Below are 14897 nucleotides of genomic sequence, written 5' to 3' on the forward strand. Positions count from 1 at the left end.
TGGATGGGCCCTTCAACAACAGAATCATATGCCATCGGAGTATACGCCGAGTTACGGACAACGTAAAGAATATCCTCGCGCGGCTACCGACGGCAACCGGGGCGAATGCATTCCCCTCTCGTGCAGCATCACAGGTTGTCGGTGTCGAAGTCAATACGCTCGGCCTCGAAGTCCGCCGAAATCGGCGACGCTTGCGACTGATTGAGGTCGGCGTTCTGCATGAAACCGTCGAATTTGCCTTCCTCGATGAAGTCGACGAAACCGTCGGAGGTCGTCTCGACGAGCACACCTTCGCCACCAATACGCATGCCCAGGTCGTACTCCAAGTTGCGCACGAGCATGTCGGCCAGGCTGAACACCGTGCTGGAGGCGTTTTGGCAGAATCCGGAGATCTGGTGATCGTAGATGCATCCATCCCAGACCGCCAAGTCGACGCACATCTCGCCGTCCGAGCCGGTGATCGAGGTGCCCAGCCCGTCGCAAATCCAGTACGAGAACGCTTCGCTCAACGAGCTGGCGTTTCCATCGGTGAGCTCGGGGATGATCACGTCGTTGAGGATATACATGATCAGTCGGCCGTAGCGCAGCGACAGCGGGTGCATGTCGATCTGCAGCTGATTGTAGGCGGCCACGCGTCCTGTCCACTCCGAACTCATGATGCCCAAATCGCCAAAATCACCGTCGGCGTCGGCCTGGATGTTGATCGCTCCGCAGTCGGGCGGCGAGTTCGCGTCGCAATCCCAACGCCAGTAGAGGGTGATGCCCAACCAGTTGTCGGTGCCACGGAACTCGTAGTTGGACGACATCTTGCCGATGGTCAACTCGCTGTGGACTTCCAAGTTGGCAACGACATTGCGTAGATCCTGGCCGGCGCGCATCAGCGGGGCCAGTGCGTCGTTGTTGTTGATCCAGTTGTTGACCATGTTAACGAAGTCATCCTCGAGGCCGGTCAGGCTCAGGAACTGGTCCATCGCGGTGCCGCCGAGCCCCAAGAATTGCTGGAGCAGGTTCATCACCTCGTCGTACAAGGTCTGACCGGGGTTCTCGAAGAAATCGAGAATCCGCATGATGGTCGATCCGACTGCGCCCGAATCCTCGAGGGCCTGAGAAAAGTCCCAGTGGCTCGTCACATCGTATCGGCCCACCGGGTTGAGCGGGATGAGCTGTAGGAGCAGTTCTTTGCGAGTGATCTCATCGGGGCGAATCTCGATGTCCTCGATGCACCCGGCGCCGGCAATCTGGCCGCGATCACCGCGACCGACGGCGGTCACCATGAAGCGCTCGCGCGTGCCGAGCTCTTCGAACTTGACCCTCTCGCTGATCGTTCCTGCCACGTAGGTGGAGAGATCGCCCTCTTCGCGCGGGGACAACGGGCGAAACTCCGAGCAGCTATAATCGCCATCTCGATACAACCGCAGGTCGATGTCGGCCAACTGCATGACCGACGCGCCCGTGTTGACCATGGTGATTTCGAGGTCGCCGGTCTCGAGCGGGCGAATATCGACCGTGAAGGTCACGCCGTTCGACGAGCCGTGGTCGGCTTTGACTTTGAGGGTTTGCGGCTGGGCGCCCAGGCGCAAATCGACCGAGGCGCCTCCGTCTTCAGAAGTCGCCGAGTTGAAGGCCGACAGCGTCGTGTCGGTCTGGTCGACCGGCTCGATGATCTCGAAGGCGATGTTCTGGTTGAACGCCGGCTCGCCGGTGGTCTTCTTGTAGAGGAAGACCTTCAATTCGACCGTCTCGGTCACGTTGCCGATAAGATCGGTCGCGCCCGCAGGAACCATGAAGTAGTCGTCACCGAGTTGCGGCGCTGTGCCGTCCTCGTCGGCTCGCGACTGGTCCACATTGGTATTTACCGCGCCATCGCCACATCCGAAGAGCGACACGCCGGACAGCGCGATGAGAAGTAAATACAGCGAGACGGTGCGAAATTTGGCAGCCATTTGGCCCTCGCCATTTTCTTAGCGATATCAATTGTTATTTGTAGACACGCGGCGAGAGTAGCAGCTTGCGGGGGGGAAATCAACTCAGCGGGCCTCTAGCGCCGGTTGGCATGTTCGATCAAGGCGACAAGAACGCAAAAGGCGCGACTTCCAAGAGGAAGCCGCGCCTGCGTTTTTTGTATCGGACGTGCCGATCTTAGCGCTGGAACCCGTCGCCTTCCGGAGCCAGCACGCTGATTCCGACGAAGGTGCCGATAGCCACCGCGCTCACGCCGACGATGGTGCCTACGGTCTTCCAGGTGCTGAACTGGCGTACTTCGCCGCCTTCGACCTGATCGAGCGATAGGAGAAGGTCGTACTCCGGAGAGACGATCTGCTGCTCACTCATCATGAAGTTGAACGGGGTGACGCGGAAAGTCTCGCCGTTCTTGGTCACCACGTTGACCGGGTTGGCGGTCGACACGGGGACGCGCTGACAGCCCGGGCGGCCGGTCTTCTCTTCGGTCTCGCGCGCGCCGGTGGCGTCGCTGGCCGTCGCAGCCTCGTCGCCCTCGGCCTGCGCCCACATCGAGCCGTCGAGCTCGAGCGACTTATAGGCCGTGCCCTCAGAGTCCTCGGAGCTCGACGCCGTCGCAGTGTCGGCGCAGTCGCCATAGACGACCACGACCTCTTTCTGCTCGACCTCACTCTCGAGCTTCTCGAGCTCGCCCTTGTCGATAAAATACGTGTTATAGCAAGCGACCTGGCTGAAGCTTGCGATCGCCAGAAGTGCAAAGAGCCGCTTATTTTTCAGGAACATCCGCGTACCTCAGTGTCGAACGGTGGCAACGTCTCCGAATCATTTTCGGGTACCGAGCGCCAGAATCGTAGGGCATCCGTGCGCGGCGCGCAAGGAAGTTTGTCGACAACGTGCCACGACGGCGGCGTCTGGGTGCCACATGAGGCCGTTCAATGGCTGCTCGTCCAAACTACGTGGCAGTCACGCCGCGGCTTGCCGCATCACCGAGTTGCGTTACACTGCTCCGGACGCATTCCCCGCTCGGTTTCCGAATGAGCATAATCATGCAGTGTTTCGAACTCCTGCGCACACGCTTGCTAAGACTGGCGGCGTTGCTCTGCCCTCTTCTTTTGCTGACGTCCTCCGCCGTCGCCGAGGAATCCTCGGGAGACGCCACGCGCGAGTACAGCCAATACTACACCGGTGCGTTCCACGAGTACTCGATGCGCGGCGGGCTGACCCTGCCGTCGAACACCGACTACAGTGGCTGGCACCTCGATATCGGCATGCGCCACTCCTTTCCGTTCCTGGTCGGGGATTTTCGCGTCGCCTATCAGTTCGATCGGCTCGACGCCGACACGGACGCCGATCTCGGTCAGCTCGAGCAACACGCGGTCGGCGGCTACCTCGCCATTCATCCCGGCTACCTGCTCCTCTTGGGGAGTGACTGGCTCGCCTACACCCTCTCTTCGGTGCACTTGGAACTCGGCGGCGGCGCGCAGATGGGCGTGCTCGAGAATTCCGCGACCGAGGACTTCGAGACCGGCTTTGGCCCGTTCGTCTCCATCGGCGGAGGCTTCGACGTCCCCTTGTCCGACCCGGACAACGGCGCTGCGCCGTGGCTCAACTTCATCTACCGCTGGCGCGTGGCCGACTTCGACGGCGAAGTCGAAACCTTCGATCTCGACACCCACCTCGTACAAGTCGGGCTGGGGTGGCGAATAAACGGGCTGCTTTTCTGAGTTGTGATGGGCGGCTTGTCTCGTGCGGCCTGCGCCGCACAACCTGCATCTTGCGAATCTCGTTAGACTTTCCGGAGAAATCTATGTCTCACCGTCGTTTGTCGCTCGCGTTTGCGCTCGCGGCTTCTTTGACTCTCAGCGCGAGCAGCGCGTCGGCTCAATTGCCGAACGCGTCGGTCTTGCCGCCGGCATTTTGTCCGTCGTCGGCGTGTGGTCAGGGAATGCAACTGTACGCGCTCGAGAAGTACGCCGAGGCGGCGAAGGCCTGGGAGAAGGCGCAAACGGCGCTGCCCAAAGACGAGTCGACCTGGCGCACGCGCGTCGACTTGTTGATCTTGTCGGCCAACGCGCACGAGATGGCCGCCGATTATACCCGCGCGGGCATGAGCTATCTGAAGGCGAGCCGGCTCGACGAGTCGCTTCGGCCCTACCTGCAGTTCAAGGCCGCCGAGACGCTGGTGCAGTCGCCCGAGCCCCCGAGGGACGCGCTCGAGCGGATTGTGGAGGCAAAGGTCCTCGAGCGCGGCTACCCGGGCTCGGAGTTCGTCGCCGCTCGCCTCGAGGCTTTCTTGAAGGATGGCATGCTGTCGGCAAAGCGCGCCGAAGCGGCTTTGACCAGCGAGGAGCGCGAGGCGACCTGTCAGTGGCTGTCGGCCATGCTCGTCGACGAGACCAAGCCGAAGGGTGGCAAGCGCAACAAACCGGGCGCCGAGTGGGCCAAACTCGCCGATTTGACCTACGGCAACTGCCTTCCGGAGCAACTGCACGCCGACTTCGAGAAAACGCCCGTCAAACCGTCCGATTCGATGCAACTCGAGCGCGCCGAGCGTTGGTACGGCGCGGTTCGCTTTCCCGAGGCGTTCGACGAGCTCGAAAAGGTCGACCTGAAGAAGCTCGACAAGACCGAGCAATGCCGCACACACTTTCGCCGTGGACGCACGCTCTACCGGCTGCGCAAGCGCACAAAGTCGATTCAGGCCTACGAGAAGGTCATCGACAAATGCAAGACCGAGGCAAACGTCGACGAGCGTGTCAGCGCCCTGTACGCCGTGGGCAAAATGCTCTTCTGGCGCGACAAATTCGACACCTCCAAAGCGCGTTTCGAGACCCTCCTGAAGGACTACCCGAAGCGAAGCCACGCCGACGACGCCCTGCTCTACTTGGCGCGTATCGCCCGTGAGCAGAAGAAGCCCAAACAAGAAGAGAAAATCGTCGAGCGCGCTCTTCGCGAGTATCCCGACGGCGACATGGCCCACGAGATCGTGTGGGAGTACCTCGAGGGCTCGTACCGCGCCGGCAAGCACAAGGAGTTTCTGGCCAAGCTCGACCGCCTCAAGATGCCCGAGTTCGACGCCCAGTACTTCAGCCAGGGCCGCCTCGAGTATTTCTCGGGCCAAGCCTGGAAAGCGCTCGGACGCGAGAAGAACGCCGCTGAGGCGTGGCAAGAGGCATGGTCAAAGTATCCCTTTAGCTTTTACGGCTACGTCGCTCGCCAGCGCCTCCTCGAAGAAGGCAAGACGCCGGCGTCACTCGACGACGGCGTTCAGATGCAGGTCGCCGATTGGTTCCTCGACACCAAGTGGCAAACTTCGGGCGCGGAGCGCCTCGTGCAACTCGGCCGCTACGGCATGGCAGCCGAGGTCGAGCGCGCCCGTCTGAACAACGGTGAGCGCAGCGACGCCGACCGCTGGCGGCTGGCGTACCTGGAACACCTGGCGGGGCGTTATCCCGTGAGCCACAACATCGCGCGGCGCGGCGTACGCGGCCGCCCCTGGGCACATCCAGAGGCTGGGCGTCACGTACGCTGGACGATCGCGTGGCCCAACCCGTTCGCCACCGACATTCGACGAGCCGTCGTCGCCGAAGCCCGCCAAGCGACGGACAAAGAGACGGTCGACCCGGCGCTTCCGGCCGCGATCATGCGCGAGGAGTCGAGTTTTATCGAGGATATCGAGTCTTGGGCGGGCGCGCTCGGATTGATGCAACTCATGCCCGCGACGGCCAAGGGCCACGACGACGACATCGAAGGCGTAGCGACGCCCGCCAAGCTCAAGACGTCGCTCGTCAACATTCGCGTGGGTGTCGATCACCTGTACTACCTGGCGCGGCGCTTCGACAGCCACCCTGTGCTGATGACCGCGGCCTACAACGCGGGCGGCGGCGCCGTGTCGAAGTGGCTGCGTCGCAACAAGGCCAAGGATATCGCCATTTTCGTCGAGGACATCCCCTACGACCAGACGCGCAACTACACCAAGCGGGTCATCGGCAGCTACGGGGCGTACCAGTGGCTCAACGGGATCCGCACTCTCGACCCGACGGTCGTGCGCGATCCGTAACACGGGCTTTCTCGAACCCGGCGCGCCTAGTGCTGGATGAGGCTCGTTAACGTCTCGGCGCTCACCGGCTTGACCACGTGATGGTCGAAGCCCTCCGCGATTGAACGCTGGCTGACAGCTTGGCCACTACGGCCCGAGACGGCCAGGAACCTCGTTTCGGCGAGGTTCTCTAGCTTCTTGAGCTCCTTGAGAACCGTATAACCGTCGAGGTCCGGCAGGCCCAGGTCGAGCAGCACGATATCCGGCTCGAAATCGGGCGCTGCTTCGAGCGCCGACTTGCCGTCCAAGCGCACGCAGACCTGATGGCCGCGCATCTTCAGAAGCATCGCCAGCGCTTCACCAAGATCTTTACTGTCGTCCACCAGCAGAATTCGCTTGCCGGTGTCGCTCGTCTGGCCGCCCTTCTCCTGAACCATCACTTCAGGTTCGACGAGCGGCTGCGCGCACGATTGTTCGTCCGAGCTCGTCTCGTCCGAGATATGCTCGGCGAGCAATTCGACCAGACAGGGGCCGTCGATAGGCTTTCGCACGTAGCCGTTACAGCCCGCTTCCAAGCATTTCTTGCGGTCGCCGCGCATTGCATTCGCCGTGAGCGCCACGATCGTCCCCTCGTAGCCCTCCTGGCGGAGCCGTCGGCTCGCCTCGTAGCCGTCCATGACCGGCATTTGCATGTCCATGACCACGGCATCGAAGGGGTTGCCCGCCTTCTCGGCCTGAGCGACACACGTGATCGCCTCCTTGCCGTTGGCACAGGTGCGCACGACGCCGCCGGCCCGCTCGATGAAATAGCGCGCCAAGAAGCGAATCTCGTGGCGATCGTCGACCACCAACACCCGGCACTCGAGCTTGGGCAGCGGACGGGCCGACTGCGGCTCGGGCATCGTAATGCCTTTTCGCGGCGTCACCATCGCGACGTTTTCGAGCGAGCCGGTCGGCATGATCACCGTAAACGTACTCCCCTCCCCCAGCGTGCTGTCGACTTCGAGGCGGCCGCCCAGCCGCTCGACGAGACGCCGGCAAATCGTCAGGCCGAGCCCGGTGCCGCCGAACTCGCGCGTGACCGAAGTGTCGGCTTGAGCGAATGGCTCGAAGAGCCGGCGCTGATGGGTCTCGCTGATGCCGATGCCGGTGTCGATCACTCGGAAGCGAATCTGCGACTGCGCTTCATCGATGAAGTCGACCTTCAAGACCACGTGGCCGTCGTCGGTGAACTTGATCGCGTTGCCCACGAGGTTGACCAGCACCTGGCGAAGCCGAGTCGGGTCGGTCTCGATGGTCTCGGGCAAATCGCCGTCGTACTCGACTACCAGCGGAATCTGCTTCTCCTGAGCGCGCACGTGCATCAGCGACGACACCTCGGCGACCAACTCGTCGGGGGCCGCGCGTGTCGTATCGATCTCGAGCTTACCGGCTTCGATCTTCGACAAGTCGAGGATGTCGTTGATGATCTCGAGCAGGAAATTGCCGTTGCGTTTGATCGTCTCCACGCAATGGCGATTGTCGGGATCGTCGAGATGGCTCAGCAACACGTCGGCATACCCCAAGATCGCCGTCATCGGCGTGCGAATCTCGTGGCTCATATTCGCCAAGAACTCGCTCTTCGAGCGGTTCGCCGCGTCGGCCTCTTGCTTGGCACGCTCGAGCGCTTCGAGCTCTCGGTCGCGCACACCTTCGGGCAAGGACGTCCCCCCATATAGCTGGAGGGCCTCACGCAACCGGGCATTCTCGGCTTCGAGCTCGCTCAGGCGCGTGTGCAAATCGTTGTTATGATTGATGGTCATTGCGACTCCTGGGACATACCACGTGCAGTCTTCGAACGTGTGCACCGGAGTCGTAATTTCCAATGAGACTACAAATACTTAGAAATACTAAACCTCAGTAGAACTGACCGCCGCCGAGGCTGATGGGGTTGGTAATGTCGCCGTAGAGGGGCAACGCGTAGTCGATGCGGGCGATAAAGCCCTGGATCTTGGGCACGATAAAGCGCAACCCGATGCCGGTGCTCGCCCCCGTGAGCTTGGCGAGATTCGAGAACTCCGTCGAGATACCCGAGGCGTCGGCGAAGACCACGTGTTGGAGCACGACCCAGCGCGTATCGAGCGACGGGATTCGATACTCGAGGTTGGCGAGCCAGTAATGCTCCCCGGCAAACCGGTCGTTGGCGAACCCGCGCACGGTGTCGAGGCCGCCCAGAAAGAACCGGTGCTGGATGGCGTCGATATCGCCGGTGCCGGCGGCCAGGCGCGCGGCGAGGTTCGAGTTGAGCGGCAGCGTCTCGAAGTGGCTCACGCCGGCCAATAGCTTGGTGTAGGTGTGTGTCGAGCCCAGATTCTCGTTGGCGTGCGACAGGCTCACGCTGAACTGCGTGCCGTCGAGCAGGTAGTTGTCTTGGTCGATACGCCCCAACATGGCGCTCAGGCTCATGATGGTCGCGTGGCTCTCGGGCGGAAGCCCCCGCTCACGCTGGAGTTCTTCGATGGTCGGCGACAACCGGTTGTACGAGAAGTCGTCGTTGACGTAGCGCAGCGATAGCTGAGTGCGAAACCACCAGAGCCACTCCTTCCGTAGATACGTGCCGACGGTGAACCGATTGAGCAAAAAGCCGCCGTCGACCTCACCGTCTGCGTCGTAGAGTGTGTATCCTCGGTTTTGCGTGCCTACGTCGATCCCTCCGCGCAGACGCTGCCCGAACATTCGCGGGTGATACAGCCAGCCGTAAAACGAGTTCGCCTCGCCCAACCGCTCGTATTGGCCTCCCACGCCGATATAGTGCCCCAACAGGTTGTCGTCGAAGGCGCCGACGATGAGGCGGTAAGTGCCGCCCCCTCGGTTGAAGCTAAAGATTGGAAGCGTCGTCCACTTCTCGTCGACCGAGATCTGTAGCGCCGCCGCGCGGACGCCCTCGGGCAAGACCTTCGTGGTCTGCACATCGACCAACTCGTAGCGGACTTTGCGAAAGAGCCCGGTGTTGCGAACGCGCTGGACGCTCTCTTCGATCGAGTCGACGCTCGCCGTCTCACCCTCCTCGACGATCAACTCTCGACGCACGACGTACGGCTCGGTGCGCTCGAGCCCTTCGATAGTGACGGTGTCGACGAAGATATGCCCGGGCTTCTCGGCGCCCTCCTCTCCATCTCCGGCGGCCGTACCGGTTCTGGGGGACAGAAGGCACACCAGCGCGGCCAAGAGTGCGGCCGCAGTGCCCAGCATGCGTCTAGTCGTCACGAAATCGCTCGAGCTCGTATTGTGAGACTTTGCGGATGAGATTGCGTCGGCTTACTCCAAGGTTACGCGCGGTCTGGCTCTTGTTCCACCCGGTTTCGCGAAGCCCCTGCAAGATCATGGTCCGCTCGAGCTGCTCGATGGCGTCGGGAAGCTCCATATCCTCGTAGAGCGGAAAGTCGGGCTCCTCACCCTGCGGGTTGATGCGCTGCGAGAGCATCATGGCGTCGATGACCTCGTCGTCGCCCGACATGATCACCAGCCGCTCGATTTCGTTTTCGAGCTCGCGCACGTTGCCCGGCCACTCGTGAGACTGGAGCAAAGACAGACACTCCTCGCTCAGCCGCTTGAGGGGGCGGTTGTGGCGCTTGGCCGCCGCCGACAAGAAGTGGTTGGCCAGCACCTCGATGTCGGCGCGGCGTCGGCGAAGCGGCGGCGACATCAGGTTGATGACGTTGATGCGAAAGAAGAGGTCCTTGCGGAATTGACCTTGCCGCACGAGCGCCTGCAGGTCCTGGTTGGTTGCGCACAGAACGCGCACATCGACCTTTCGGACCGTGTTACCGCCCACGGGCATGTAGGTTCCCTCCTGCAAAAAGCGCAGCAGCTTGACCTGCAGATGCAGGTCCATGTCGCCGATCTCGTCGAGGAACAAGGTGCCGCCGTCTGCTTCCTGGAGCAGCCCGATCCGGTCGCGGTGCGCCCCCGAGAACGCTCCTTTGCGGTGGCCGAAGAGCTCGCTGGCGATGAGGTCGCCGGGGATGGCGGCGCAGTTCAACGCCACGAACGGCGCGTCCTTGCGATGGCTCTCGAGGTGCAGCGCCCGCGCGATCAACTCTTTGCCGGTGCCGTTCTCCCCCTGAATGAGCACGGTGGAGTTGCTCCCGGCGATGATACGAATCGTCTCGAACAGGTCGAGCACCTGCCGGCTCGTGCCGACCATGCCGTGAAAACTCTCGCCCGGGGTGTTGATGGCGACATCGTCGTCGGGCTCGTCGGCGCTCAGAAGCCGCCCGACTTCCTCGACGATGCTTTTACCGACTGTGCGCATAAACGAGCGATCTTTGCGATCGAGGCGCGGGATGGCGTCGATCGCCTCTTCGGACTCGTCACCGTCGTCTGCGAAAAACTCGGCGGTTTCGAGCGTCTCCCGAATCTCGCCGAGCGCTCGGTGCGCGAGCTCCGAGCGCACGTAGCCGGAGACGTACAAACAACACTGGTCGGCGCCCTCGTAGGCGTCGAGCCGAAAGAGCATCGACGAAAACCCGGCGTGACAGCTCGCCTCGACGGGGTCCTCGTCTTCCTCGGCGGTCGCCCAACGTCGAAGCGACTGCGCGCAAGTGCGCTGCCCCTCGCTCTGGTTCGACAGCGCGGACGTCGCCGCGAGTTTGGTGCAGGCGGGCTTGTGCAGCGGAACGTGCTCACCTCCGATGGGGTGATGGGCTCCATCGGCGTCGACGAAGCCCACCCACACGCCGAATTGTTCGCGCAAAAGCGAGCCCAGGCGGCTGATGGCGGGCTGGAGGGTCAATTTGTTCCAGTCAATCATGTTCGAGCGTCACTTCAAGAAGCGTCGAATCGCCTTTTTGTGCTCGGCGAACGTCTTGGAGAAGTAGTGACGCATCGTACCATCACGACGGGCCACAAAGAAAAGGTACCCCTTGGCGTCCTCCTCGTCGCTCGGGTCGAGCGCTGCCTGTAGGCTCCCCCTTCCAGGGTTGGCGATCGGCCCGGGCGGCAGCCCGTCGATGACATAAGTCGAGTATCGGTTGAGCTTATCCTTGCAATACTTCGGCCTGGGCACCTTGTCGTAGGTCTCCTCGCCGTACACGCACGTCGGGTCGGTCTGCAGGCGCATGTCGCGGTCGAGCCGGTTGAGGAACACGCGCGCGATCAGGTCCCGCTCGCCGTCGGCCGACGTCTCGCGCTCGACGAGGCTGGCCAGCGTGACGAAATCGTGGCGATCGAACTCGTACTTCTCGGCGAGCGCCTTTTTGCGCTCGGCGTGCTGCTTTTCGAGCGCCATCCAGATCACCTTCCACCGCCCGTGCATCCGCTCGACGATTTTGGCAGCCGAGGTCCCTTTGCGGAAGCGGTAGGTGTCCGGAAACAGGTAGCCTTCGAAGCTGTCGGCGTCGATGCCGGCCTTTTGCAGCGCTTGCTTGTCGCGAGCCGCTCGCAAAAATTCGTCACGCGACGCCAACCCCAGGCGTTCGACGCGGTCAGCCATATGGAAGATCGTCAGCCCCTCGGGAAAGGTGACCACCGTCTCGTCGACCTTGCCTCCCTCACGAAGCTTGGAGGCCAACTCCGGCAGGCCCAGGGGCCCGCTGAGCTCGTAGGTACCGGCTTTGACCGCCGGCGGAAGGTGACGCCGGCGCGCCCAATACTCGAAGTAGGTCGAGCGACGAACCAGATCGGCGCGCTCCAAAATCGAGACGACCTGCGGCCAAGCAGTGTTCTTCGGGATGACCAAGGTGACGCTCTCGCCCTCTTCGAGCACCGGCGAGCGCACGTAGCTGCGATAGTGCAGATAGACCGCGCCCAGGACCATCATGGCCACGGCCAGCGCCACCGCCGCCAGGCGCAGCGCCAGCTTTCCGAGGCTCTTCGAATCGTCCGAAGCAGGATTAGGCTTGTTACGTGCTGACATCGTCACTCACTGCGAATCGCTCAGGGAATCGAGGTAGCCCTGCAAAATATGGCTGGCCGCGATTTGATCGACGACCTTCTTGCGGCGTCGACGCGAGACGTCGGCGCCGATCAAAAACGTCTCGGCCGCCGTGGTCGTCAATCGCTCGTCCCACGGGACGATTTCGGGCGACGCGTCGGTTTGTTCGAGGGCGGCCTCGAGGCGCTCGATGAATTTCTCCACGCGGCGCACAGCCCTGCCCTCGGCGCCTTCGAGCGTCAGTGGCCAGCCGACGACCACCGTGTGGCACTCCGACTCCTCGATCAGCGCGGCGATTTGCTCGGCCGCGGCGTGGCGCCGCCCGACGTCGACCGTCTCGTGCGGCATGGCGATTTTGCCGCTACGATCGGATTTTGCCACACCGATACGCTTGGTGCCGACATCTAAGCCTATGTAAGGACTCGCAGGGGCCATGGCTCTGGCTTCTCTGGTCTAGCTTGTGTGGGCCCGAGAAAAGTGCGAAGCACGAGTGGACCAACAACTAAGTTTCTCGGCCCTTCGCCGGTTCTGAGCGGCGATCTCTTCGGCGAATTATCCGAAGAATTTAGTTGTCGGTCCACTGGTACGGGCATTCTCAGATTGTTGACCTTTCTTCTTCGACGGGCACGTGATGTACGCCTGGCTCGCAGACCGCATCATCGAGTACCGCCACTGGATCCTCGCCGTCATGGCGGGGCTGGCGGCGCTCTTCGCCACCACCGTTCCCGAGCTGGGCTTCGACTTTACGCCCCAGCAGATGTTCCAGTCGACCTCGTCGGCCAACGAATATCGCGAACAATTCGCCGAGCGCTTCGGGCGTGAGGACAACCTCGTCACCATCGCCGTCGACGGAGAAGACGTCTTCCGTCCCGACGTGCTCGAGACGATGCGCGACCTGACCGTCGACCTTCGACGTGTCGACTCTATCAAAAACGCCGAATCTATCGCCACCTTCGAGATTCCGAGGGCCGGCGAGTCCGCGGGAACGATGACGATCGAGCCGATCTTGTCCCAAACAACGGGATCGCCTGGCGAGATTCGTCCCGAGGAAGCCAAAAACCTTCAACAGCTCGCGCTCTCCGAGCCGCTCGTCCGTGGCCGGTTGGTCAGTAACGAGGGCGACATGGCGCTGGTGGTCGCCTGGATTCGCGACGACCTGCAGGACGCCGGCGAACTCGCCGAGGCCGTCGAAGACATCGAAACCGAGCTCGAAGCCCATCCGCTGCCCGACGGCTACGAGTACCTGACCAGCGGCGTGCCCACGCTGCGCGCCGAGATCGTCGACCAATTGCGCACCGAGCAGCTCACCTTCTTGCCGCTCACGGGCGTCATCTACCTCTTTATCTTGATCTGGCTCTTCCGGCGTGTCTCGGGGGTCGCCTTGCCCCTGCTCACCGTCCTCCTCGCCGTCCTCGCCACCGTCGCCCTGATGGTGTGGACCGGCTCGCCCATCAACATCGTCAACAACGTGCTGCCGAGCCTCATCTTCGTCATCGGGATCAGCGATAGCATCCATATGCTGACGCGCGACGCCGAGGAGATCGAGGCGGGCGAAAGCCGCATCGCCGCGGTCAAATCGACGATCCGCCACACCGGCCTCGCCTGCCTGCTCACAAGCTGCACCACCTCCGTCGGCTTCGTCAGCCTCTTGGCCGCCGACTCCGACATTCTGCAGAATTTCGGCTGGCAAGCCGCCGCCGGCGTCATGTTCGCCTATGCCGCGACGCTCCTCTTTTTGCCGGCGGCGCTGTCGTATCTGAAGCCGGTCAAACGCAAAAAGGTCGACGAGAGCGACAAACTCCACGGCGGCGCCCTGCTCGAGCGCTTCCTGGTCAGCTCCGGCGAGCACTTGTTGCGCCACGCCAAGGCCGTGGTCGTGTTGGGGCTGCTGGTCACCACCGGCTTCGCCGCCCTCGCCTATAAGGTCGAGATCGACACCACGCTGCTCGAGGTCTTCCACGAGGAGCACCCGAGCTACAGGACGAGCGAGCTCATCGAAGACAACCTGGGCGGCTACCTTCCCGTCGAAGTGAGCCTCGAGGCGCAGGCCAAGGATCGCTTCAAGGATCCGGAAGTCTACGCCAAGATGGCCGAATTTCAGGACTTCGCCCGCCAGCAGCCCGAAGTCTTGTCGACCCAGAGCATCGTCGACTTCCACCAGGCCGCCCGCGCAGCGCTCATCGGCGACCCGGCCGAGCGCGAGAAGATGCCTGACTCCCGCGCCCAGGTCGAGCAGCTGCACCTGCTCATCGCCGGCGCCCCCGACGAGCCCGCGGGGGTCAACAAGTTCGTCACCTCCGACTTCCGCAACGCCCGGGTCCTCGTGCGTGTCTCCGACGTGGGCGCCAAGGCCCAACTCGACCTCGCCAAGCGCCTCCAAGCCAAGCTCGACGCGCTCTTGAGCGACGTCGACGACGTCGACTACCGGCTCACCGGCGACGCCTACGTCGCCTCGGTCGCCCTCGACTCGTTCATCCGCGACCTCTTCTACAGCCTGCTCGTCGCCATCGTCATCATCTTCGGCATGATGACCATCGTGTTCCGCTCGATAAAGCTCGGCCTCATCAGCATGATCCCGAATACGATCCCGCTGGTGATGACCTTCGGCTACATGGGCCTGATGGGCATCAACCTGAACACCACCACGATCATCATCTTCGCCATCAGCCTCGGGCTCGCCGTCGACGATACGATCCACTTCCTGGCGCGCTTCCGCGAAGAGCTCGACCGCCGCGACAATATCCGCGACACGATCCTGTACACCTACTACGGCGCCGGACGTGCCATCCTGCTGACGAGCGTCTTGCTGGTGATTGGTCTGTCGGTGGTGCTGATCAGCGACTTCGTGCCGACTCGGCAATTCGGGATTCTCACGTCGATTACGATTGGCGGGGCGGTCTTCGGCGACCTGATTCTGCTGCCGAGTCTGCTGTACTTGCTTTACGGGGGGAAGGAGGAGGAGTGACGGAGGTGGGTTGTTGAGGC

At 62.5% G+C, this 14897-nt stretch carries 10 protein-coding genes; 3 read left to right on the forward strand and 7 right to left on the reverse strand.

Translation table 11 applies throughout. From position 1 onward, the window contains the following. Positions 1-128 precede the first annotated feature (128 nt). Both FIV42_RS29385 and FIV42_RS29390 read right to left on the reverse strand, forming a co-directional pair. Positions 129-1943 carry a hypothetical protein gene (locus tag FIV42_RS29385; RefSeq protein WP_141201153.1) on the reverse strand — a complete coding sequence of 605 codons (1815 nt, stop codon included), beginning with the start codon at positions 1941-1943 and terminating at the stop codon, positions 129-131. A gap of 196 nt (positions 1944-2139) precedes the next feature. Beyond that, positions 2140-2742, reverse strand: coding sequence for a hypothetical protein (locus tag FIV42_RS29390; RefSeq protein ID WP_141201154.1), 603 nt, complete (start codon positions 2740-2742; stop codon positions 2140-2142). Positions 2743-3005: 263 nt separating this feature from the next. Here FIV42_RS29390 and FIV42_RS29395 point away from each other — a divergent pair, with 263 nt between their 5' ends. Next, positions 3006-3683: a hypothetical protein gene (locus FIV42_RS29395; RefSeq protein ID WP_141201155.1), complete on the forward strand. Its 678-nt coding sequence runs from the start codon at positions 3006-3008 to the stop codon at positions 3681-3683. Between the two features lie 83 nt (positions 3684-3766). Continuing rightward, on the forward strand, positions 3767-6019 hold the full coding sequence (locus FIV42_RS29400; RefSeq protein WP_141201156.1) for a transglycosylase SLT domain-containing protein: 2253 nt from the start codon (positions 3767-3769) through the stop codon (positions 6017-6019). 26 nt (positions 6020-6045) lie between these two features. On the opposite strand, the gene FIV42_RS29405 is transcribed toward FIV42_RS29400, so the two are convergent. The 5 genes from FIV42_RS29405 to ruvX all read right to left on the reverse strand — a co-directional run bounded on the left by FIV42_RS29405 (position 6046) and on the right by ruvX (position 12347). After that, the gene (locus FIV42_RS29405; protein WP_141201157.1) at positions 6046-7800 is read right to left on the reverse strand and encodes a response regulator; all 1755 of its coding nucleotides are present in this window, start codon (positions 7798-7800) and stop codon (positions 6046-6048) included. A gap of 94 nt (positions 7801-7894) precedes the next feature. Further along, positions 7895-9244: a BamA/TamA family outer membrane protein gene (locus tag FIV42_RS29410; RefSeq protein WP_141201158.1), complete on the reverse strand. Its 1350-nt coding sequence runs from the start codon at positions 9242-9244 to the stop codon at positions 7895-7897. Beyond that, positions 9234-10790, reverse strand: a complete 1557-nt coding sequence (locus FIV42_RS29415; RefSeq protein ID WP_141201159.1) for a sigma-54 interaction domain-containing protein — start codon at positions 10788-10790, stop codon at positions 9234-9236. Before FIV42_RS29415 ends, FIV42_RS29410 begins: the two co-directional genes overlap by 11 nt. 9 nt (positions 10791-10799) lie before the next feature. Beyond that, a complete protein-coding gene (gene mltG / locus FIV42_RS29420; protein WP_141201160.1) occupies positions 10800-11894 on the reverse strand; it encodes an endolytic transglycosylase MltG in 1095 nt (364 codons plus the stop codon). Between the two features lie 6 nt (positions 11895-11900). Beyond that, positions 11901-12347 (reverse strand): Holliday junction resolvase RuvX, encoded by a 447-nt coding sequence (gene ruvX, locus FIV42_RS29425; protein WP_141201161.1) that lies wholly within the window; start codon positions 12345-12347, stop codon positions 11901-11903. Positions 12348-12543: 196 nt separating this feature from the next. Here ruvX and FIV42_RS29430 point away from each other — a divergent pair, with 196 nt between their 5' ends. After that, a complete protein-coding gene (locus FIV42_RS29430) occupies positions 12544-14877 on the forward strand; it encodes an efflux RND transporter permease subunit (protein WP_141201162.1) in 2334 nt (777 codons plus the stop codon). The last annotated feature ends 20 nt before the right edge of the window (positions 14878-14897 follow it).

This window comes from Persicimonas caeni, assembly GCF_006517175.1.
Classification (GTDB): Bacteria; Myxococcota_A; Bradymonadia; order Bradymonadales; family Bradymonadaceae; genus Persicimonas; species Persicimonas caeni.